General features: G+C 73.7%; 18 protein-coding genes. 4 read left to right on the forward strand and 14 right to left on the reverse strand.

Annotated elements, in window-relative coordinates:
* Together dnaG and F2B26_RS06490 are read right to left on the reverse strand one after the other, a co-directional pair.
* On the reverse strand, positions 1-1,308 hold a 1,308-nt coding region (dnaG, locus tag F2B26_RS06485; RefSeq protein WP_159807602.1), incomplete at its 3' end, for a DNA primase.
* Between the two features lie 9 nt (positions 1,309-1,317).
* Positions 1,318-2,772 carry an MFS transporter gene (locus F2B26_RS06490; RefSeq protein ID WP_159807604.1) on the reverse strand — a complete coding sequence of 485 codons (1,455 nt, stop codon included), beginning with the start codon at positions 2,770-2,772 and terminating at the stop codon, positions 1,318-1,320.
* A gap of 101 nt (positions 2,773-2,873) precedes the next feature.
* On the opposite strand from F2B26_RS06490, the gene F2B26_RS06495 reads away from it, so the two are divergent.
* Entirely contained in the window at positions 2,874-3,755 is an 882-nt protein-coding gene (locus tag F2B26_RS06495; protein WP_201292632.1) for a helix-turn-helix transcriptional regulator, read from the forward strand.
* Position 3,756: 1 nt separating this feature from the next.
* On the opposite strand, the gene F2B26_RS06500 is transcribed toward F2B26_RS06495, so the two are convergent.
* Positions 3,757-5,034 carry a deoxyguanosinetriphosphate triphosphohydrolase gene (locus F2B26_RS06500; RefSeq protein WP_159807606.1) on the reverse strand — a complete coding sequence of 426 codons (1,278 nt, stop codon included), beginning with the start codon at positions 5,032-5,034 and terminating at the stop codon, positions 3,757-3,759.
* Positions 5,035-5,170: 136 nt separating this feature from the next.
* Between F2B26_RS06500 and F2B26_RS06505 the strand changes: the two genes are divergently transcribed.
* Together F2B26_RS06505 and F2B26_RS06510 are read left to right on the forward strand one after the other, a co-directional pair.
* Positions 5,171-6,214: a LacI family DNA-binding transcriptional regulator gene (locus tag F2B26_RS06505; protein WP_159807608.1), complete on the forward strand. Its 1,044-nt coding sequence runs from the start codon at positions 5,171-5,173 to the stop codon at positions 6,212-6,214.
* Between the two features lie 56 nt (positions 6,215-6,270).
* Entirely contained in the window at positions 6,271-7,965 is a 1,695-nt protein-coding gene (locus F2B26_RS06510; RefSeq protein WP_159807610.1) for a glycoside hydrolase family 13 protein, read from the forward strand.
* Between the two features lie 48 nt (positions 7,966-8,013).
* Here F2B26_RS06510 and dusB read toward each other — a convergent pair whose 3' ends face one another.
* The 6 genes from dusB to F2B26_RS06540 form a co-directional block, all read right to left on the reverse strand.
* Positions 8,014-9,189 carry a tRNA dihydrouridine synthase DusB gene (dusB, locus tag F2B26_RS06515; RefSeq protein WP_159807612.1) on the reverse strand — a complete coding sequence of 392 codons (1,176 nt, stop codon included), beginning with the start codon at positions 9,187-9,189 and terminating at the stop codon, positions 8,014-8,016.
* A gap of 35 nt (positions 9,190-9,224) precedes the next feature.
* A complete protein-coding gene (locus tag F2B26_RS06520) occupies positions 9,225-9,845 on the reverse strand; it encodes a response regulator transcription factor (RefSeq protein WP_159807614.1) in 621 nt (206 codons plus the stop codon).
* Between the two features lie 64 nt (positions 9,846-9,909).
* Positions 9,910-11,055: a sensor histidine kinase gene (locus F2B26_RS06525; protein WP_235929535.1), complete on the reverse strand. Its 1,146-nt coding sequence runs from the start codon at positions 11,053-11,055 to the stop codon at positions 9,910-9,912.
* Positions 11,056-11,075: 20 nt separating this feature from the next.
* On the reverse strand, positions 11,076-11,861 hold the full coding sequence (locus F2B26_RS06530; RefSeq protein ID WP_159807618.1) for an ABC transporter permease: 786 nt from the start codon (positions 11,859-11,861) through the stop codon (positions 11,076-11,078).
* Complete coding sequence (locus F2B26_RS06535; protein WP_159807620.1) at positions 11,858-12,829, reverse strand: ABC transporter ATP-binding protein; 972 nt, start codon at positions 12,827-12,829, stop codon at positions 11,858-11,860. The genes F2B26_RS06530 and F2B26_RS06535 overlap by 4 nt, the downstream gene beginning before the upstream one ends.
* Positions 12,830-12,919: 90 nt before the next feature.
* Positions 12,920-14,305 carry a glycine--tRNA ligase gene (locus tag F2B26_RS06540; RefSeq protein ID WP_159807622.1) on the reverse strand — a complete coding sequence of 462 codons (1,386 nt, stop codon included), beginning with the start codon at positions 14,303-14,305 and terminating at the stop codon, positions 12,920-12,922.
* A gap of 154 nt (positions 14,306-14,459) precedes the next feature.
* Between F2B26_RS06540 and F2B26_RS06545 the strand changes: the two genes are divergently transcribed.
* Entirely contained in the window at positions 14,460-15,002 is a 543-nt protein-coding gene (locus tag F2B26_RS06545) for a DedA family protein (protein ID WP_159807624.1), read from the forward strand.
* Here the strand turns inward: F2B26_RS06545 and F2B26_RS06550 are convergent.
* The 5 genes from F2B26_RS06550 to F2B26_RS06570 all read right to left on the reverse strand — a co-directional run.
* Positions 14,999-15,808, reverse strand: coding sequence for an isoprenyl transferase (locus F2B26_RS06550; protein WP_159807626.1), 810 nt, complete (start codon positions 15,806-15,808; stop codon positions 14,999-15,001). The two genes, F2B26_RS06545 and F2B26_RS06550, sit on opposite strands and share 4 nt — an antisense overlap.
* A complete protein-coding gene (gene recO, locus F2B26_RS06555; protein ID WP_159807628.1) occupies positions 15,808-16,539 on the reverse strand; it encodes a DNA repair protein RecO in 732 nt (243 codons plus the stop codon). Before recO ends, F2B26_RS06550 begins: the two co-directional genes overlap by 1 nt.
* A 39-nt stretch (positions 16,540-16,578) precedes the next feature.
* Positions 16,579-18,276 carry a sensor domain-containing diguanylate cyclase gene (locus F2B26_RS06560; RefSeq protein ID WP_210766845.1) on the reverse strand — a complete coding sequence of 566 codons (1,698 nt, stop codon included), beginning with the start codon at positions 18,274-18,276 and terminating at the stop codon, positions 16,579-16,581.
* A 74-nt stretch (positions 18,277-18,350) separates the two neighbouring features.
* Entirely contained in the window at positions 18,351-20,138 is a 1,788-nt protein-coding gene (gene leuA / locus F2B26_RS06565; protein WP_159807632.1) for a 2-isopropylmalate synthase, read from the reverse strand.
* Between the two features lie 122 nt (positions 20,139-20,260).
* On the reverse strand, positions 20,261-21,117 hold an 857-nt coding region (locus F2B26_RS06570; protein ID WP_159807634.1), incomplete at its 5' end, for an RDD family protein.

Here is a 21,117-nt window from a genome sequence, read left to right on the forward strand (position 1 = left end):
CCACCCGTCGAGCAGCCGCGTGTACTCCGCCCGCAGCGCGGCGTCCCGGATGCCCGCGACCACGGGTGCCGCCGCGCGCAGGGCCGCGACCCGCCCCTCGGCGGTGTCCAGGTCGTGCTGGTCCAGGGTGGAGCGCAGCACGAACTCGAACAGCGGGGTGCGCCCCGCGACCAGGGCGTGCACCGCGTCGGGACCCCGCTGCTGGCGCAGCTCGCACGGGTCCAGCCCGGTGCGCTCGACGGCGACGAACGTCTGCGCCGCGAACACCTGGTCCTCGCCGAACGCCTTGAGCGCGGCGGCGCGACCGGCCGCGTCACCGTCGAAGGTGAAGATCACCTCGCCACCGACCGAACCGCCGCCGGCCAGCTGCACACCACCGGCACCGCCGGCGTCACCGAGCAGCCGGCGCACGATCCTGGCGTGCTCACCGCCGAACGCGGTACCGCAGGTCGCGACCGCCGTGCCGACCCCGGACAGGTGCATCGCCATGACATCGGTGTAGCCCTCGACGACCACCACCTGGTGCGACCGGGAGATCTCCCGCTTGGCCAGGTCGATGCCGTAGAGCACGTGCGACTTGCGGTAGAGCGCGGTCTCGGGGGTGTTGAGGTACTTCGGGCCGGTGTCCGCCTCGAACAGGTGGCGTGCGCCGAAGCCGACGGTCTCCCCCGTGACCTCCCGGATCGGCCACACGAGCCGGCCCCGGAACCGGTCGTAGACCCCGCGCTGCCCCTGGCTCACCAGGCCCGAGGCGGTGAGCTCGGGCTCGGTGAACCCGCGGCCGCGCAGGTGCCGCAGCAGGTGGTCCCAGCCCTGGGGGGCGAACCCGACCCCGAACTGCTCGGCCGCGGCGCGGTCGAACCCGCGCTCGGCGAGGAACGCCCGCGCCGTCGCGGCGCCCGGTGTCGCCAGCTGCTCGCGGTAGTACTCCTCGGCGACCTTGTGCGCGTCCAGCAGCCGACGGCGCCGCCCGGGCTCCTCACCGGGACGCGGGGCCGAGCCCTCCTCGTAGTGCAGCGTGAGGCCGATCTGCCCGGCCAGGTGCTCGACCGCCTCGGTGAAGCCGAGCCCGTCGACCTTCTGCACGAAGGCGATGACGTCGCCGCCCTCACCGCAGCCGAAGCAGTGGTACCGGCCGACCTGGGGCCGCACGTGGAACGAGGGTGACTTCTCGTCGTGGAACGGGCACAGACCCTTGAGCGAGCCCACCCCGGCTGGCCGCAGCGCCACGTGGGCACCGACGACCTCCTCGATGCTCACACGTTCGCGGACCGCCTCCACGTCCTCCCGCCGGATGCGCCCTGCCACACGCGGAGTCTAGGTGTTCCGGCCGACGAGGTCCGCGGGGACGGGCGCGTCCCGGTCGGTCCGGGCGGTGCGCCGCGCGGACCTCGAGGCCACCTCGGCGACCAGCCCGACGGCCACCACCATGGCGACCTCGACCACCATCGCCGCCGCGAACCCACGTTCCGGGCTGCCCGTGCTCCGCGCCGCGACGAGGTACGCCGAGCCGAGGACCGGGGCCCCGAGCCCGAGCGAGGCCTGCTGGACGGTGGACACCACGGCGCTGGCGCTGCCCGCGAGCGCGGCGGGGACGTCGGCCAGGCAGAACCGGAACACGCTGGCCACGATCACCCCGTTGCCGACCCCCACGAGCACCAGCCCGGGCTGGATCCAGGCGCCGCCCGCGTGGCCCGCGAGCACCACCAACGTCGTGGCCAGCACGCCGAGCACCTGCACCACGACCCCGACCCGGATGGTCCGTGCCGGACCGAGCCGGACCGCCAACCGCGCCGACCTCGACGCCGCGAGGAAGAACGCCAGCCCGAGCGGCACGAACATGAGGCCGGTCGCCGTGGCGGTGCGCGCACCCCCGGCCTGCACGGTGAGCGTGAGGGCGAACAGCAGCCCGCTCCACGACCCGAAGAACAGCGCCCCGAGCAGCAGGCCTGTGCGCATGCTCGGGATGCGCAGCACCGTGGGCGGGACGAGCGCGTCCAGCCCGCGCGCCTCGCGACGTCGCTCCACGGCGGCCAGGCTCGCGAACCCGAGCGGGACCAGGCACACCAGCACGACGGTCCACCAGGGCCAGCCGAGAGCCGGCCCGAGGGCCGCGGGCAGCATGAGCGCGACGAGCGTCCCACCCAGCAGCACGGTGCCGAGCAGGTCGACCTGCGGCCGGCGCGGCGCCCGGGTCTGCGGGACGAACCTGGCCAGCGCGAGCACCCCGAGCGAGATCGGCACGTTGATGAGGAACACGGCGCGCCAGCCGAGCCCGAGCACGTCGGCACCCACGAGCACCCCGCCGAGCACCTGGCCCACGACGAACGACAGGCCGCCGATCGACCCGTAGAGCGCCAGGGCCCGGACCGACTGCCGGCCGCTCGTCGTCACGTGGATGGTCGCCAGCACCTGCGGCACCACGAGTGCCGCCGTGAGCCCCTGGGCCGCCCGGGCGACCAGCAGCACACCCGTCGTCGGCGCCAGACCGCACCAGAGCGAGGCGAGGAGGAACCCGGCGACGCCCACCACGAAGACGGTGCGGCGCCCGACGGCATCCCCGAGCTGCCCACCGAGCACGAGCGCGACGGCGAACGCGACGCCGTAGCCGGCCACGACGAGCTCGAGCTGGGCGCCCGAGGCCCCCAGCTGCTGCCCGATGCTGTGCAGCGCGACGTTCACCGCCGCGAAGTCCAGCTGGGACAGGAGCTGACCGCCGATCAACGCGGTCAGCCCCACGGCGCTCAAGGTGCGGGTCTGGGTCTGGGTCACGGGTCGAGCATGCGGGCCATCGACCCTGGTATCCAGACGGCGTTCATCCTGGTACCAGCAGCACCTGGTACCTCGCCTGAAAGACGCCGACACTGGTGGTCGTGACCACGACGACGACCGAGCGCGCACTCGACCGCACCCCGGTGGACCGCCACCGCGAGCTCGGTGCCTTCCTGCGGGCACGACGCGAGAGCACCGTGCCCGAGTCCGTCGGCTACAGCTCGAGCACCTCGCGGCGCACCCCCGGTCTGCGCCGCGAGGAGGTCGCTGTCCTCGCGGGCGTCGGGGTCACCTGGTACACGTGGCTCGAGCAGGGCCGGCCGGTCAACGCCTCCGAGCAGGTGCTGTCGGCGATCGCCCGGGCGCTCCTGCTCGACGAGCTGGAGACGACGCACCTGTTCACCCTGGCCGGGGTGGTCCGCCGCGCCGACGACGTCCGCCAGCAGTGCCGCGGGCTGTCCCCCGCCGTGCACGTCGTCATCGACCAGCTCGGCCCGCTGCCCGCGCTCGTGCTCAACGGCAGGTACGACATCCTCGCGGCCAACGACGCGTACTGCCGACTCGTCGACCAGGACGTGCCCGCGATCGCCGACGGCGACCGCAACTGGCTCTACCTCGCGCTCACCGACCCGCACTGGCGCACGACGCTCGTGGACTGGCGCACGCACCTGGACGCCTGCGCGGCCCAGTTCCGGGTGGCCATGGCCGACCACCTGGGCGACCCGCTGTGGACCCACCAGCTCACCCGGCTGCTCGACGCGTCGCCGGAGTTCGAGCAGGCCTGGTCCCGGCACGAGGTGCGCCGGCCCGAGGAGCCCCTCAAGCGGTTCCTCAACCCGCACGTCGGTGTCGTCGAGCTGCGCAGCAGCAGCTGGTGGGCCGCCCCGCAGCACGGCACCCGGATGATCTTCTACACCCCGGTCGACGAGGCCGGACGGGCCGCGCTGGACACGCTCAGCCGCCGGCCGGTCCCCGGACGGTGAGTCACGGCCGCGGGTGCACCAGCCGGGCGTGCCAGCTCGCGGCCGACACATCGGTGAGCGAGGCCACCTGGTCCACGACGACGCGCAACCGCTCGGCGTCGTCGCCCGCGGCCCGCCAGTCGGCCGCGAACGATGGTTCCAGCGCGAGGGGCGCGCGGTCCCACAGCACGTGGACCAGATCGGTGAGCACCTCGCGCTGCCGGGCGTAGAGCGGCTCGAGCTCGCGCGGGGCCATCACGTAGGCCACCGCGATGCCCTTGAGCACGAGGATCTCGGCGGTCGTGCTCAGCGGCACCACGAGGTCGGCAGCGTAGCGGGTGAGCGGGCCGGGGCCGTGCTCGGCGCGGGTCGCCGCCTGCGCCGCCTTGGCGAACCGGCCGATGAGCTGGCTGGTCGCGTCCTTGAGCATCGCCAGCGCACGGCGGGTGCCGTCGAACCCCGCGGTCCACAGCTGGGCGGCGACGAGGCGGTCCATCGCGGCGTAGAGCCCGTCGGCGTCGACCTGGTCGCCGTACCAGGTGGAGACCGCCTCGGCGATCCGGTCGCGCTCGGCAGGCACCCCGAGCACGAGCAGGTCGACCCGGCCGCCGACGACCGCGTCCTCCACGTCGTGCACCGAGTAGGAGATGTCGTCGGCGAGGTCCATCACCTGCGCCTCGAGGCACTTGCGGCCCGGCGGGGCGTCCCGGCGCAGCCACTCGAAGACGGGGACGTCGTCGGCGTAGACACCGAACTTGTGGGTCGGGCGCCCGCTGGCGGCGCTCACCGGGCCGGCGCCGAACCGCCAGGGGTACTTCACCGACGCGTCGAGGCTGGCCCGGGTGAGGTTGAGGCCGACGCTCGTGCCGTCGTCCGCCGTGACCTTGGGCTCGAGCCGGGTGAGCAGGCGCAGCGTCTGGGCGTTGCCCTCGAAGCCACCGATGTCCCGGGACAGGTCCGCGAGCGCCCGCTCCCCGTTGTGCCCGAACGGCGGGTGCCCGAGGTCGTGCGCGAGGCAGGCGGTGTCGACGACGTCCGGGTCGCAGCCCAGGGCCTTGCCGATCTCGCGCCCGACCTGGGCGACCTCGAGCGTGTGGGTGAGCCGGGTGCGGACGAAGTCGTCCGACGCCGGGCCGAGCACCTGGGTCTTGGCCCCGAGCCGACGCAGGGCCGAGGAGTGCACCACCCGGGCCCTGTCGCGCTCGAAGGGGGTGCGGGCGCGTGACTTCGGCGCCTCGGGGACCCAGCGTTCACGGTCGGCGGCGCCGTAGCCGGTGCCGGACGGTGAGGCGGGCGTCACGGCCTCACCCTAGCGAGCCTCGTCGCAGGTGACGGCACCGGCGGCCGGGACTGGTCCTGTCGCAACGATTTGCGGTACGTTGCGGATCGCGGTTGCGCGACCGGCACACCCCGTCGCGCGACCCGGACCCGAACCCATGAAGGCGGTGACCGTGCCGAGCACCCGGCTGCGCCTCGCCGACGTCGCCACCCAGGCCCAGGTGAGCACCGCCACCGTCTCCCGGGTGCTCAACGACAAGCCCGGGGTCTCCGACGACGTGCGGCAGCGCGTGCTGGCCGCGCTCACCGACCTGGGCTACGAACGCCCCACCCGGCTGCACACCCGGTCCGGCGGCCTCGTCGGCCTCGTGCTGCCGGACGTGACCAACCCGATCTTCCCGGCGTTCTGCGACGTCATCACCACGATGCTGCACGACCGGGGCTACCTGCCCGCGCTGTGCGCCCAGACGCCCGGCGGCCCCAGCGAGGACCAGTACGTCCAGCTCCTGCTCGACCAGGGCGCCGCGGGGATCGTGTTCATCTCCTGCGCCCACGCCGACACCTCCGCCGACCTGGCGCGTTACCACCTGCTGCGCAGCCGCGGGGTCCCGGTCGTGCTCGTCAACGGCCACGCCGCCGGGGTGGACGCCCCGTGCGTCTCGGTCGACGACCAGGCCGCCGTCGACCTCGCGCTGCGCCACCTCACCGACCTCGGGCACCTGCGGATCGGGCTCGCCGTCGGCCCGCTGCGGTACATCCCTGCCCAGCGCAAGCACGACGCGTTCCTGCACCGGCTGCGCGCCGACGGCGTCCCGGACCCCGCCGCGCACGCCGTGACCACGCTCTTCACCGTCGAGGGCGGGCAGAGCGCCGCCGGTGAGCTCATCGACTCCGGGCACACCGCGATCGTCTGCGGCTCCGACCTCATGGCGCTCGGCGCGGTCCGGGCCGCCCGGGCCCGCGGCCTGCGCGTGCCGCAGGACGTGTCCGTGGTCGGGTTCGACGACTCCCGGCTGCTGGAGTTCACCGACCCGGCGCTCACCACGGTGCGCCAACCCGTCGCCGTCATGGGCCGGGCCGTCGTCGACGCGCTCGACGCCGAGATCGACGGCACACCCGTGACCCGCACCGAGCTGCTGTTCGCCCCCGAGCTGGTGGTCCGGGGATCCACCGGTGCCGGCCCCGCACCCGGGCTCGGCTGACCCGACCAGCACCTCGTACCACCACCCCTGCTCCGCCCCTTGAGAGGTTCGACCGCATGACCACCACCTCCGCGGCCCCTGACCGCCGGCACACCGTGCACGCCGCCGAGGCCCCCGACGGCCCGTGGTGGCGTCACGCCGTGATCTACCAGGTCTACCCGCGCTCGTTCGCCGACTCGAACGGCGACGGCATCGGCGACCTGCCCGGGATCACCGCCCGCCTGCCGCACCTCGCCGAGCTGGGCGTGGACGCCCTGTGGCTGTCGCCGTTCTACGTCTCGCCGCAGGCCGACGCCGGCTACGACGTGGCCGACTACCGCGACGTCGACCCGGTGTTCGGCACCCTGAGCGACCTCGACGCGCTGCTGGACGCCGCGCACCGGCTCGGGCTGCGGGTGATCGTCGACCTGGTGCCCAACCACACCTCCGACCAGCACGTCTGGTTCGCCGCCGCCCGCGCCGCCGCCCCCGGGTCGCCCGAACGCGGGCGTTACCTGTTCCGCGAGGGCCGCGGCGAGCACGGTGAGCTGCCGCCGAACAACTGGGTGTCGATGTTCGGCGGCCCGGCCTGGACCCGAGTCGTGGAGGCCGACGGGCGACCCGGCCAGTGGTACCTGCACCTGTTCGACTCCTCCCAGCCCGACCTGGACTGGTCCAACCCCCAGGTGCGGGACGAGTTCGAGGACGTGCTGCGGTTCTGGCTCGACCGGGGCGTCGACGGTTTCCGGGTCGACGTCGCCCACGGGCTCGTCAAGGCCGACGGCCTGCCCGACTGGGACGGCACCGCCGCGATGATCGACGGCTCCGACCCCAACGTGCACCCCGGCCCGATGTTCGACCAGGAGGGCGTGCACGAGATCTACCGCTCGTGGCGCACCGTGCTGGACTCCTACCCGGGCGACCGCGCGATGGTCGCCGAGGCCTGGGTGGAGCCGGTGGAGCGCCTGGCCCGGTACGTGCGCTCCGACGAGATGCACCAGGCCTTCAACTTCGCCTTCCTGTCGGCCGGCTGGGACCCGGTCGCGCTGCGCACGGTGATCGACCGCTCGTTCGCCGCGAACGACGCCGTCGGCGCCCCCACCACCTGGGTGATGTCCAACCACGACGTGGTGCGGCACGCCTCACGGCTCGGGCTCACCGACCCGACCCACCGTCCCAACGGCATCGGCGAGGGCGACGAGCAGCCCGACGCCGAGCTGGGGCTGCGCCGGGCGCGGGCCATCAGCCTTCTCGTGCTCGCCCTGCCCGGGTCGGCCTACCTCTACCAGGGCGAGGAGCTGGGCCTGCCCGAGCACACCGCCCTGCCCGACGAGCTGCGCCAGGACCCCGCGTACTTCCGCACCCGGGGCGCCGAACGGGGCCGCGACGGCTGCCGGGTCCCGCTGCCGTGGGAGCCCGGTGCACCCGCCTTCGGCTTCTCCCCCACCGGCGCCAGCTGGCTGCCCCAGCCGGCCGACTGGGGCGCCTTCACCGTCGAGGCGCAGCGTGGGGTGGACGGCTCCACCTACGAGACCTACCGCCGCGCGCTGGCGTTGCGGCGCGAGCACGCGATGGCCACCGCCGACCTCACCTGGCGCGGCGACGACCCGCAAGTTCTCACGCTCAGCGTCGGCGACGTGCTCGTCGTGGCGAACATGGGTGACGTGCCGGTGACGCTGCCGGCCGAGGCGAAGGTGCTGCTGTCCTCGGCCGCCGACATGGTGGGCAGCCAGGTGCCGCCCGCGACGACCGTCTGGGCGCGGGTCGGCTGATCCCGGCCCGGCTGGTCCCGGCGGTCGGGTGATCCCCGTCCGCCGCGGTCAGCCGCCCGAGACCGACAGCTCGGCCTCGGCCAGCTCGGCCCGGAACTGCGCGGACAGCTCACGTGAGTCGAGCCAGCCGTCCGGCACCGCCGGTCGCTTCGGGGAGCCGGCGCGTCCGCGCGGCCCCTCGGCGGCCTCACCCGGGTACGGCTGGTCCAGGTCGAGCTCGCCGAGCAGGTCGTCGAGCTCGGCCAGCGTCGAGACCATCGCGAGCCGGGCCCGCAGCGTCGACCCGACGACGTAGCCCTTGAGGTACCAGGCCATGTGCTTGCGCATCTCGCGCAGCGCCTTGTCCGGGCTCGGGAACACCTCGACCATGAGCTCGGCATGCCGCCGGATGGTCGCGGCGACCTCCCGCAGCCCCGGGCGCACCCGCTCCGTCGACCCCGCGAACGCCGCGGCGAGGTCCGCGAACAGCCACGGCCGACCCTGGCAGCCGCGCCCGACCACCACCCCGTCGCACCCCGTCTGCGCGACCATGGCCAGCGCGTCCTCGGCCGACCAGATGTCGCCGTTGCCGAGCACCGGGATGTCGGTGACCGTCTCCTTGAGCCGGGCGATCGACTCCCAGTCGGCCGTCCCGGAGTAGTAGTCCGCGGCGGTCCGGGCGTGCAGCGCCACAGCGGCCACACCCGCGTCCTGCGCGCGCAGCCCCGCCTCGAGGTAGGTGAGGTGGTCGTCGTCGACGCCCTTGCGCATCTTCACCGTGACCGGCACGCCCACCGGGGCGGCCGCCGCGACGGCGGCCTGCACGATCGCCGCGAACAGCTCACGCTTCCAGGGCAGCACCGCCCCCCCGCCCTTGCGGGTCACCTTGGGCACCGGGCAGCCGAAGTTGAGGTCGACGTGGTCGGCCAGCCCCTGCTCGACGATCATCCGCACCGCGGCACCCACCGTGGCCGGGTCGACGCCGTACACCTGGACCGACCGGGGCTGCTCGTCCGGGGTGAAGGTGATGATCCGCAGCGCCTCGACGTTGCGCTCGACGAGCGCCCGGCTGGTCACCATCTCGGCCACGTACAGCCCGGCACCCTGCTCACGGCACAGCCGCCGGAAGGCCGCGTTGGTCACCCCCGCCATCGGGGCGAGCACCACCGGCGCGGTCGCCACCAACGGCCCGATCCGCAGCGGCGGCAGCACGGCACCCGTCCGCGGGGCACTGGTCGTCGTCATCGCACCATTGTCCGACACCCGCGCACGGGACCCGCTCAGCGCAGCAGCCAGCCGTTCTCGGCGGCGATCCGTCCGGCCTCGGCCCGGGTGCGCGCGCCCGTCTTGCCGATCGCCGCCGACAGGTAGTTGCGCACCGTGCCCTCCGACAGGTGGGTGCCGCGGGCGATGTCGGCGACCGTGCCCCCGTCGGCCGCCGCCCGCAGCACGTCGCGCTCACGTTCGGTGAGCGGGTTGCTGCCGACCGTGAGGGTCTCGATCGCGAGGTCGGGGTCCACCACGCGCAGCCCGGCGTGCACCCGACGGACCGCGTCCGCCAGCTGCTCGGCCGGGGTGTCCTTCACCAGGAACCCGCTCGCACCCGCCTCCAGCGCCCGACGCAGGTACCCGGGCCGGCCGAACGTCGTGACGATGAGGGACCGGCAGCCGGGCAGCTGATCGTGCAGCGCGGCCGCGGCACCGATGCCGTCCAGCCCCGGCATCTCCACGTCGAGCAGTGCGACCTGGGCGCCCGCGGCCCGCGCCGCGGCCACCACCTCGTCCCCACGGCCGACCTGCGCGACCACCTCCAGGTCGCTCTCGAGGTCCAGCAGCGCCGCGAGGGCACCGCGGACCAGGGCCTGGTCGTCGGCCAGCAGCAGCCGGATCGGCTCCGTCATCGCCCCGCCTCCCTCGTCCGTCGCGGTCCTCGTCCTGGCACGCCGCCACCCGGGGCCCGGCGCGTCATGCGGCACCCGCCCGGACCGCGAGGCGGTACCCGCCGCCCGGGACGCCACCGGACTCGACGGTGGCCCCCACCGCCCGGGCGCGCTCGGCCAGCCCGGTCAGCCCGTTGCCGGCCGGCACGCCGCTGTGCCCCCGGCCGTCGTCCTCGACGACGAGCGAGTCGGCCGTCATGGTGATCCGCACGTTCGAGGCCGCCGCATGGCGCAGCACGTTGGTCACACCCTCGCGCACGGCCCAGGCGAACAGCGGCCGCAACGACTCGGGGACCTCGTCGGCGACCGTGGGCACCTGGGCCTCGATCCCCGCGCTGTCCAGCGCCTGCCGGGCCCCGGCCAGCTCCCCCGCCAAGGTGAGGTCGCGGGTGGCCGTCACCATGGCCCGCACATCGCCCAGCGCGGTGCGGGCCAACGCCTGCACCTGCCCGATCTCGTCCCGCGCCCGGGCCGGGTCCACCTCGACGAGCCGCCCGGCCAGCTCGGCCTTGACCGCGACCACCGTGAGGGTGTGGCCGAGGATGTCGTGCATGTCCCGGGCGATGCGCTCGCGCTCGCGGTCGACGGCCAGCACGGCCACCTCGTCCTGCGCCGCGCGCAGCTTGCGGTTGGACGAGATGAGCGCGGAGAAGCCGAACACCGCCGACGACGCCATGACCAGCGACAGCACGAGCTCGTCGATGGGCTGCCACCCGGGCACCACGCGGGGCACCCCGACCACCGCCACCAGGCTCGCGAGCACCACCCAGCCGGCCCGGCGCCAGGGCAGCGTGAGCAGCGCCGAGACCGACAGGAAGATCAGCCCGACGAGCCCGACCTCATGGGCCCCCAGCCCCGCCAGCGCCACGCACCCGGCCTGGACGCCCAACGACAGCCAGGCGTAGCGCCACCCCGCGGCGTCACGGCCCACCCACCGGGCCGGGTTGCCGTACCGCGTGCCGAGGACGAAGACGACGGCCTGGGTCGCGACCGCCACGAGGGCGACCGTCCGACCGACGCCTGCCGGCGACCGCCAGGCCGCCAGCCACGGCTGGACGAAGAAGACCACCCACACCCCGCCGAGCAGCGGCCCGATCACCCGCATGAGCGGCGCGCGCCCCGTCGTCCCCGCCTCGGAGGGCGGGGACGCGGGACGCGCGGCCGACGGCATGGAGGTCACGCTAGCGAGCCTCAGACACGTGCCGTGTCGCGGCGGAACCTGCGGGCAGCGCCGACGACGAACACGAGGCCCCAGCCGAGCACGTTGACGTACGCCCACACGTTCGGCGCGGTGCCCAGCAGAGGCGCCCGGGTGAGCTCGGCGAGGCCGTACGTCGGGATGAACTTGGCGATGGTCGCGAAGACGCCGCCGTCGATCGGCACGAACAGGCCACCGGCGAACGCCATGAGCGCGAGCACCGGGCCGAGGATCTGCATGACGTTCTCCGCCGGCAGCACGTAGCCCATGAACAGGCCGAACGCCGCGAACACCGCCGAGCCCACCCAGGCGATGAGGGCGCCCAGCACGAGCGCACGCGTGCTCAGGTGCGCACCGGAGACCAGCCCCACCGCGCACGTCACCACGACGGAGGCCAGGGCGAACACCAGCGCGCTGACCACCTTGGTGAGCACGTAGGCGGCCGGCCGCAGCGGGGTCAGCCGCAGCTGACGGCTCCAGCCCTGCGCACGTTCGATGCTCACCCCGGCGCCGCCCGCGGTGGTCGCCAGCATCGCGCCGTACAGCGCCATCGAGATCATCACGTAGGCCGTCACGTTCCCGTTGCCCACCGACTGCGTGCCGTAGGCGGACTGGGTGCCGAACAGCAGGAAGAACACCGGCGGCATGACGAGCGTGAAGATCACCGTCCGACGGTTGCGCGCCAGGCGGCGCAGCTCGGTGCGCAGGTAGACCGGCTGCCACAGGCTGGTCCGCGGTGCGGTGCGCACAGCGGGGGTCGTCGTCGCTGTCGTGGTCATCGCAGGCTCCCGGCGGTCGAGGCGGAACGGTCGGTGGCGGGCGCGGGCGGCGCGACGGGCGCGGCGTCGTCCGAGGTGAGCGTGAGGAACGCCTGCTCCAGGCCCAGGGAGGTGATCTCCAGGTCGTGGGCGCCCGTCGTCGTCAGCAGCAGCCGGGCGAGCTCGTCGGACGTGCGCGTGTGCAGCTGCACCCGGTCACCGCGGCGCTCGACGTGGTCGACGCCCGGCAGGGCCGCGAGCTCGTCGTCGGTGGCCGGCGCGTCGAGCACCGCCGAGACCACCCGGCCGGAGGCCACCGCACGCACCTGGGCCGCCGTGCCGTCGGCCACGACCTTGCCGTGGCTGAGGAGCACGATCCGGTCGGCGTAGGCGTCGGCCTCCTCCAGGTAGTGGGTGGCGAACAGGATGGTGCGGCCCTGCGCCGCATCGGCCCGGATCGCGTTCCAGAAGTCCCGCCGGCCCGCCACGTCCATCCCGGTGGTCGGCTCGTCGAGGATGAGCAGGTCCGGGTCCGGAAGCAGCGCGAGGGCGAACCGCAGCCGCTGCTGCTGACCGCCCGAGCACGACCCGACCCGCCGACCCGCGGCGTCGGCCAGACCGGCGCGTTCGAGCGCCGGCCCGACAGCCCACGGGGTGCCGTAGAACGAGGCCGTGAGCTCGAGCGTCTCGCGCACCGTGAGGTCCTTGAGCAGGCCACCGGTCTGCATGACGGCGCTCACCCGGCCGTGGGCGATGGCGTCCGACGGCTCGTGGCCGAGCACCCGCACCGTGCCCGAGTCCGGGGTCGCCAGACCCAGCACGAGGTCGATGGTCGTGGTCTTCCCGGCGCCGTTGGGGCCGAGGAACGCGACGACCTCACCCGGACGGACGGCCAGGTCGAGGCCGTCGACCGCCCGGACGGTGCCGGCGGGGGTGCGGAAGCTCTTGTGCAGCTCTCGAAGGTCGAGGGCCAGCTCGTCAGTGGTCATGGCCTCAGCCTGCCGGGGCCGGGCCGGGCGCACCGCCGACGGTCATCACCGGTCGGCCATGACGGATGTCATGGCCGACCGGGCGGACGGTCAGGCTCCGACGAGCCGGGCACCCAGGTAGGAGACCACCTGGTCGAGGGCGACCCGCTCCTGGCGCATGTCGTCGCGGTGGCGCACCGTGACCGCCTGGTCCTCCAGGGTGTCGAAGTCGACCGTGAGGCAGAACGGCGTGCCGATCTCGTCCTGACGGCGGTAGCGCCGGCCGATCGCACCGGCGTCGTCGAAGTCGACGTTCCAGAACTGGCGCAGCTCGGCCGCCAGGTCGCGGGCCTTGGGCGAGAGCGCCTCACCGCGCGACAGCGGCAGCACGGCGGCCTTCACCGGGGCGAGCCGCGGGTCCAGGCGGAGCACGACGCGGGTGTCGACGCCGCCCTTGGTGTTGGGCGCCTCGTCCTCGTGGTACGCCTCGACGAGGAACGCCATGAGCGAGCGCGTGAGACCGGCCGCGGGCTCGATGACGTACGGCACGTACCGCTCGCCCTTGCCCTGGTCGAAGAACGACAGGTCCTGGCCGGAGTGCTCGGAGTGCGTCGACAGGTCGAAGTCGGTGCGGTTGGCGATGCCCTCGAGCTCACCCCACTCGCTGCCGGTGAAGCCGAACCGGTACTCGATGTCCACGGTCCGCTTGGAGTAGTGCGACAGCTTCTCCTTCGGGTGCTCGTAGTGGCGCAGGTTCTCCCGGTCGATGCCCAGGTCCGTGTACCACTGCGTGCGGGTGTCGATCCAGTACTGGTGCCAGGTCTCGTCCGTGCCCGGCTCGACGAAGAACTCCATCTCCATCTGCTCGAACTCGCGCGTGCGGAAGATGAAGTTGCCCGGCGTGATCTCGTTGCGGAACGACTTGCCGATCTGCCCGATGCCGAACGGCGGCTTCATCCGCGCCGCGGTGAGCACGTTCTTGAAGTTGACGAAGATGCCCTGCGCGGTCTCCGGGCGCAGGTAGTGCAGCCCGGACTCGTCCTCGACCGGGCCGAGGTACGTCTTGAGCATCATGTTGAAGTCGCGCGGCTCGGTCCACTGCCCGCGGGTGCCGCAGTTGGGGCACGGCACGCCGGCCAGCCCGCCCTCGGCCTCGTGACCCTTGCGCTCGGCGAACTCCTCGAGCAGCTGGTCCTCCCGGAACCGCTTGTGGCACGACAGGCACTCGGTGAGCGGGTCGGTGAACACCCCGACGTGGCCCGAGGCCACCCAGACCTGCTTGGGCAGGATGACCGAGGAGTCGAGGCCCACGATGTCGTCGCGGCGGGTCACCATGGCCCGCCACCACTGCCGCTTGATGTTCTCCTTGAGCTCGACACCCAGTGGCCCGTAGTCCCAGGCCGAGCGGGTCCCTCCGTAGATCTCCCCGGCGGGGAAGACGAAGCCGCGCCGCTTGGCGAGCGAGATGACGTTGTCGAGACGGGTGAGCGGTGCCACGGTGGTTCACTCCTGGGTCGAGGTGCCCCGCGGCTGGCGGTCGCGGGGTGAGCCTGGCCAGGTTACCGGCCCGACGGTGCCGCCCCTGCCGCGCACCCGCCGATCTGACGAACCGTCAGGTCAGCGCCAGGTGAGGTGACCCTACAATCGCTGGATGGACGATCCGGCTGCGGCCTACGGACTGGGCGGCAAGCCCTTCTGGTTCGTCGTGCTCGCCCTCTTCGTCATCGTGATGGCACGCTCGCACGCCACCTACTGGCTCGGCCGGGCCGTGGCCCGCGGCGCCCAGCTCGAGACCGAGCACCGGGTCGGCCCGCGCTGGTGGCTGGCCGCCCTCGACCGGGTCGACCGCTGGTCGCACACCCCCGGGGCCGAGCGCGGACTGGGCCTCGTGCACCACTGGGGGCCGTTCGCCGTGGCACCCGCGTATGTCATCGTCGGGCTGCAGACCGCGGTGCTGCTGGCCAGCGGGCTGCTGCGGATGCCGTACGCGCGGTTCCTGCCGGCCTCGGTGGTCGGCGCCGGTGCCTGGGCGCTGGTCTGGAGCACCGTCGGGATGGCCGCCCTGTGGGCCGCGCTCGGCCTGGCCGCGCGCTCGGGGTGGGGTGTGGCAGCCGCCGTCGTGCTGGTCGTCGCCGTCGTCGCGGTGGTGCTGCGCAGGCGTCGTCGCGCCACGGCGACGAGCGAACCGCTCTAGTCCTCCACCGGACGGCTCGGCCCGTCACCGGACGGCTCGCCGGGCCTGTCGACCGCCTTGCCGTAGCGCCGGTCGCGCCGGGCGTAGGTCTCGATGGCGCGCCACAGGTGGCGGCGGTCCACGTCCGGCCACGGCTCGTCGAGGAAGACCATCTCGGCGTACGCGGACTGCCAGATCATGAAGTTCGAGACCCGCTGCTCCCCCGACGTGCGCAGGAACAGGTCGACGTCGGGCAGGTCGGGCTCGTCGAGGTAGCGCTGCACGGTGCGCTCGCTCACTGAGGACGCCTTGAGCCGACCGGCAGCCACGTCCAGCGCGATGGCACGAGCCGCATCGGCGATCTCGGCCCGCCCGCCGTAGTTGACGCACATCGTGAGCGTGCACACGTCGTTGCCCCGGGTGCGCTCCTCGGCCGTCTCCAGCTCGGCGATCACCGAGCGCCACAGCCGCGGGCGACGACCCGCCCAGCGCACCCGCACACCCCAGGAGTCCAGCAGGTCCCGGCGGCGGCGCAGCACGTCCCGGGAGAAGCCCATGAGGAAGCGCACCTCCTCCGGGGAACGCGACCAGTTCTCCGTCGAGAACGCGTAGGCGGACACGTGCTGCACGCCGATCTCGATGGCACCGGCCATCACCTCGATGAGCGAGGCCTCCCCCGCGGCATGCCCGGCCGTGCGCGGCAGGCCCCGGGCATTGGCCCAGCGCCCGTTGCCGTCCATGACGACGGCCACATGCTTCGGCACGAGCTCACGGGGCAGCTGCGGAGGACGCGCCCCCGAGGGGTGCGGCGGCGGTGCGACCGGCATCACACGCGCTCCACCATCGGCAACGAGCGCAGCCGACGCTCCAGGTGGAACTGGCTGAAGGCCGCGACCAGCCCGCTCGCCTCGGCACGGTGCCGGTCGGCCGTCGCGTCCACCACTGCCCAGTCACCGGCGAGCAGCGCCGCGAGCAGCACGAACGTCTCCGGCGCCGGTGCCGTGGCGCCGGGCGGACGGCACGCCGGGCACACCGCGCCCCCCAGCTGCACCGCGAACGACCGGTGCGGGCCCGGCGCACCGCAGCGCGCGCAGTCCACGAAGCTCGGCGCCCAGCCGGCGATGGCCAGCGCGCGCAGCAGGTAGGAGTCCAGCGCGAGCCCGGGTGCGTGCACCCGTTCGGCCAGGGCACGCACGGCGCCGACCAGCAGCCGGAACTGCTGCAGCGCCGGCTCCTGCTCGGCCTCCACCAGACGTTCGGCCGTCTCCAGCATCGCCGTGCCCGAGGTGAACAGGGCGTAGTCGCGCCCGATCGAGCGCCCGTAGGCGCCGGCCAGCTCGACCTGCGTGACGATCTCGAACGTGCGACCCGTCGACAGCTGCAGGTCCACGCACATGAACGGCTCCAGCCGGGCACCGAACCGGGAGCTGGTGCGCCGCACACCCTTGGCCACCGCACGCACCTTGCCGTGCTCGCGGGTCAGCAGCGTGACGATCCGGTCCGCCTCGCCCAACGGGTGCGTGCGCAGCACGATCGCAGCGTCCCGGTAGAGCGGCATGACGTCATTGTCCCCCGGACCACCCACGGACCGTGGACGTCAGGTCGCCGCCCGCGCGTCGCCGTCGGCGGCGCCGTCGTCGGTGGCCAGGTCGGAGCCCGCCAACGCCTCGGTCACCCGGCGGTCCATCGGACCGGCCCGACGGTCCGCCCGCGCCGTGCGCCTGTCCCGCTGCCCGCCCCGGCGGTCGGCGGCGGTGACGCGCTGGTCACGGCCGCTGCGCTTGGCCGAGATCACCGCCCGTGACAACCGTTCGAGGATCGTGCTGGCCGGCCCGACGGCGATCCCGTAGGACAACGTGAGCTCGAAGTCGTCGGCGATCCGCGCCCACTCGCGCTCCCGCAGCGCCGCGGACACCTTGTCGGCCAGCTGCTCGGCGGTCTCCAGCTCGGCGCCCGGGCCCAGCACCGTGACGAACTCGTCCCCGCCGAAGCGCGCGACCAGCGCCGCCGGCGGCGCCAGCTCGACCAGCAGCCGTGCGACGTGCACCAACGCCTCGTCGCCCACCACGTGCGAGCGGCGGTCGTTGACCTCCTTGAACCGGTCGAGATCGACGAACATCGCGACGACGTCGCCTTCGGCACGCGCCAGCCGCTCGGTGAGCGCGCGGCGGTTGCCGACCCCGGTGAGCGCATCGGTGCGCCCCAGCCCGCGGGCCCGTTCGTTCTCCGCCTCCAGCTCGTGCACCCGCATGAGCGCCCGCACGCTCTCCACCCGCGCCGCACGTTCGCCCCACAGCTCGCGCATCGCCTCGCGCAGCATCCGGGCCGCCAGCACGGTGGAGGCCGGCGGCACCGACGAGGTGAGGCTCAGCTCGAGACGCAGCCACTCGCCGCCCTGGATCCACAACGCCCGCTCGGAGACCTTCGCCACCGCGGCCAGGGCGTCGGCCTCACGCGCCGCGGCGTCGACGGCCCCGAGGTCCGAGTGGGCCAGTGCCGCGGCCGCCATCGCCATGAGGCACTCCACCCGGTCCGGACGCAGCCCCGGACGGGCCCGCTCGATCATGTCCAGCCCCATGAGCGGCTCGCCCAGCACCACCCAGGCGAAGCCTTCGACCACGAGGGTCAGCGGGCGGTGCACCCCGCGCACGTCGAGCCGGGCCAGCAGCCTCGACCGGGTGAGCAGCTCGACGCACACCGCCTGCGCCTGCGCGGTGAGCCCCACCATGAGCAGCCGCATCGCCCACTCGGCCAGCGTGCGGGCCAGGTCGACGACGACCCCGAGCCGCGTGATCTCCTCCCGCGCGACCCGCAGCGTGGCCAGCAGGATCCGCTCGGCCTCGGCGAACATCTCCAGCGAGCGAAGACCCTCGGCCAGCACGACGGCGGCCGAGACCTGGTTGTAGACCGCACCGTCCGGGATGCCGGTGAGCACCGAGCCGAGGGCGACGTGCTCGACCACGGTCGACGGGTCGTCGCTGCGACGCACCGCGAACGAGCGCACCACTGACACCTTCGCCCGCCAGTACGGCTGCGGGTCCAGCCGGCAGCGCTCACCGAGCGCATCGATGACCTCGAGGGCCTCGTCGATGAACCCCAGCTCGGTGAGCGCCCGGCCGAGGGCGTACATCAGGTAGCGGGTGGTGGGCTCGTCCCCCGCGGCCAGCGAGACCACGAGGTACTGGCGGCACGTCGTCGCCGCCAGGGCGCGGTCGCCCACCTGGTACTGCTCGAACGCGATGTCCGAGAGCAGGTCGAACGGGCCGAACTGGGGGACGGCCGCCAGCACGCCCACAGCCTCACCCCCGTCGTCTCGCCTCACCGCGCTCATGGCCCATCCTCAAGCCTGGACCGGCACCTGTCGCCCGGTCAGCGTCCGGCTCGGTTCACAGCAGAGACGATCGCCTTGAGCGTGGCCGTCGTGATCGACGGGTCGATGCCGACGCCCCAGAGGATGTCACCCCCGGTCGCGCACTCGACGTAGGCCGCGGCGGTCGCGTCGCCACCGGCCGAGAGCGCGTGCTCGGCGTAGTCGAGCACCGAGACCTGGACGTCGAGCTGGGACAGGGCGTCGACGAAGGCCGCGACCGGACCGTTGCCCGTCCCGCGCACCGTCACCGGCACCCCGCGGTCCAGCAGGTCGACCTCGAGCGTGTCGACGTCACCGTGCGCGCTCGTGGCCCGGCTGCCGCGCAGCCGCAGCCGGCCCCACTCCTCCAGCGGCTCGCCGCCCGCGGCGACCGAGGCGTCGGCCGCCTCGACCGGCAGGTACTCGTCGACGAAGATGCGCCACAGGTCGTCGGCCGTCACCTCGGTGCCGGCCGTGTCGGTGTGCCGCTGCACCGCCTGGGAGAACTCGATCTGCAGCCGGCGCGGCAGGTCCAGGTCCTTCTCGGTCTTGAGCAGGTAGGAGATGCCGCCCTTGCCCGACTGGGAGTTCACCCGGATGATCGCGTCGTAGCTGCGGCCCACGTCGCGCGGGTCGACCGGCAGGTACGGCACCGCCCAGACCAGCTCGTCGACGCCGACCCCCGCGGCCGACGCGTCGGCCGCCATCTGCTCCAGGCCCTTCTTGATGGCGTCCTGGTGCGATCCGGAGAACGCGGTGAACACCAGGTCGCCGCCGTACGGGTGGCGCTCGGCGACCGGCAGCTGGTTGCAGCGCTCGACGACCGAGCGCACGTGCGGCAGGTCGGACAGGTCGAGCTCGGGGTCCACGCCCTGGCTGAACAGGTTCATGCCGAGGGTGACCAGGTCGACGTTGCCGGTGCGCTCGCCGTTGCCGAACAGGCAGCCCTCGATCCGGTCGGCGCCGGCCAGGTACCCCAGCTCGGCCGCCGCCACCGCGGTGCCGCGGTCGTTGTGCGGGTGCAGCGAGATGAGCACGTTCTCCCGGTGGTGCAGGTGGCGCCCCATCCACTCGATCGAGTCCGCGTAGACGTTCGGGGTCGCCATCTCCACCGTGGCCGGCAGGTTGATGATGACCTTGCGCTCCGGGGTCGGCTCGAACACGTCGAGCACGGCGTTGCACACCCGGACGGCGTACTCCAGCTCGGTCCCCGTGTACGACTCCGGGCTGTACTCGTACAGCACCTCGGTGTCCGGGATCAGCTCCTCGTACTTCCTGCAGAACCGGGCGCCGGAGACCGCGATGTCGACCACCTGGTCCTCGTCGGCCCGGAACACCACGCGGCGCTGCAGCACCGAGGTGGAGTTGTACAGGTGCACGATGGCGCGCCGAGCGCCCGCGATGGCCTCGTAGGTGCGCTCGATGAGGTGCTCACGGGCCTGCGTGAGCACCTGGATGACGACGTCGTCCGGGATCCGGCCCTCGTCGATGAGCATCCGTACGAAGTCGTAGTCGGTCTGCGAGGCGGCCGGGAAGCCCACCTCGATCTCCTTGAAGCCCATCTGCACGAGCAGCTCGAACATCTCGAGCTTGCGGCTCGGGCTCATCGGCTCGATGAGGGCCTGGTTGCCGTCCCGCAGGTCCACGGCGCACCAGCGCGGTGCACGGGTCACCCGGCGGTCGGGCCACGTCCGGTCCGGCAGGTCCACCTGGATCTGCTCGTGGAACGGGCGGTACTTGTGCACCGGCATCCCCGACGGGCGCTGGCGGGTGGGGTCGGCGTGCACGGCGTTGTCCTGCTGGTTCATCGGATCTTCCTCGCTCACGGTGGGGTGGGCCGGGCGCGTCCAACCACCGCGGCGAGGGACCGGCCTCTTAGAGGGCCCCGCCGCGGCGACCAAGGAGCAGGCTCACCAGCACGGTCCGCACCTTACCGCTCCGTCGCGGGTTCCGGGAACGTCCGTCCTCCGGGCGTCGTGGCGACCACCCGTACCCAGCAGTCGCCGAGCACGACGAACGCGCCGGTCGGCAGCTGCACGAGCTCCCCGGCCATGCACCGCACCTGCCCCCCACCGGGCAGCCGGACCACCGTGCCGTTCGTCGAGCCGACGTCCTCCAGACCCACCCCGACGTCCGTGACGAGCAGCCGGGCGTGGGTCCGGGACGACGACCGGGACCTGTCCGGCAGCCGCAGCGCGCTCTGCCCGGCACCGGCGATCGGGTTGCGGCCCAGGAGCACGGTGCCGGTCACCACGTGCCGGCTGCCGTCGGACAGCTCGAGCTCGGCGCTCGCCGGCACGTAGGTGTCGGCCGCACCGGGGCCGTTCCCGGGACGCGGCGCGGCGCGGTGCGTCTGCTCGAGCTCGGGCATGAGGCCGAAGGCGAGCACCGGGAGCTCGGTGGGCTGCGAGCCGGGCGGCGCCGGACGGACCGGGCCCAGGACCGAGGCGACCGCCACCGCCCGGGTCACCGGGACCGGCTCGGCCACCCGGTGCAGCACGACCGTCCCGGCCAGCCGGTCGTGCCAGCCCCGCATCCGCCGCTGCGGGTCGGTGAGCGCCGAGCCGAGCACGACGAGCGCCCCGGCACCGGCAGCCGCCAGGCCCGCCGCCATCACCAGCGAGCGACACAGCATCCGGCGCGGCCCCACCGGGACGCCCCAACGCTCGTCGACCGTGCGCAGCCCCAGCAGCCGCGCGCCGAACGTCCAGCCCGACCGGGCGTCCACCCAGCCCTGGGCGAGCACGACCAGCAGCACCGCAGCCGCGGCGAGCACGGCCCGCGGTG

It is taken from the genome of Cellulomonas citrea (genome assembly GCF_009829685.1).
Taxonomy (GTDB): domain Bacteria; phylum Actinomycetota; class Actinomycetes; order Actinomycetales; family Cellulomonadaceae; genus Cellulomonas; species Cellulomonas citrea.

Bases quoted from the DNA above. Each gene is read 5' to 3' on its own strand.
- F2B26_RS06535 (WP_159807620.1), bottom strand. From the start codon at position 12,829: ATGACCACTGACGAGCTGGCCCTCGACCTTCGAGAGCTGCACAAGAGC.
- F2B26_RS06530 (WP_159807618.1), bottom strand. From the start codon at position 11,861: ATGACCACGACAGCGACGACGACCCCCGCTGTGCGCACCGCACCGCGG.
- dusB (WP_159807612.1), bottom strand. From the start codon at position 9,189: ATGACGACGACCAGTGCCCCGCGGACGGGTGCCGTGCTGCCGCCGCTG.
- F2B26_RS06545 (WP_159807624.1), top strand. From the start codon at position 14,460: ATGGACGATCCGGCTGCGGCCTACGGACTGGGCGGCAAGCCCTTCTGG.
- F2B26_RS06525 (WP_235929535.1), bottom strand. From the start codon at position 11,055: ATGCCGTCGGCCGCGCGTCCCGCGTCCCCGCCCTCCGAGGCGGGGACG.
- F2B26_RS06510 (WP_159807610.1), top strand. From the start codon at position 6,271: ATGACCACCACCTCCGCGGCCCCTGACCGCCGGCACACCGTGCACGCC.
- recO (WP_159807628.1), bottom strand. From the start codon at position 16,539: ATGCCGCTCTACCGGGACGCTGCGATCGTGCTGCGCACGCACCCGTTG.
- F2B26_RS06505 (WP_159807608.1), top strand. From the start codon at position 5,171: ATGAAGGCGGTGACCGTGCCGAGCACCCGGCTGCGCCTCGCCGACGTC.
- F2B26_RS06550 (WP_159807626.1), bottom strand. From the start codon at position 15,808: ATGCCGGTCGCACCGCCGCCGCACCCCTCGGGGGCGCGTCCTCCGCAG.
- leuA (WP_159807632.1), bottom strand. From the start codon at position 20,138: ATGAACCAGCAGGACAACGCCGTGCACGCCGACCCCACCCGCCAGCGC.
- F2B26_RS06520 (WP_159807614.1), bottom strand. From the start codon at position 9,845: ATGACGGAGCCGATCCGGCTGCTGCTGGCCGACGACCAGGCCCTGGTC.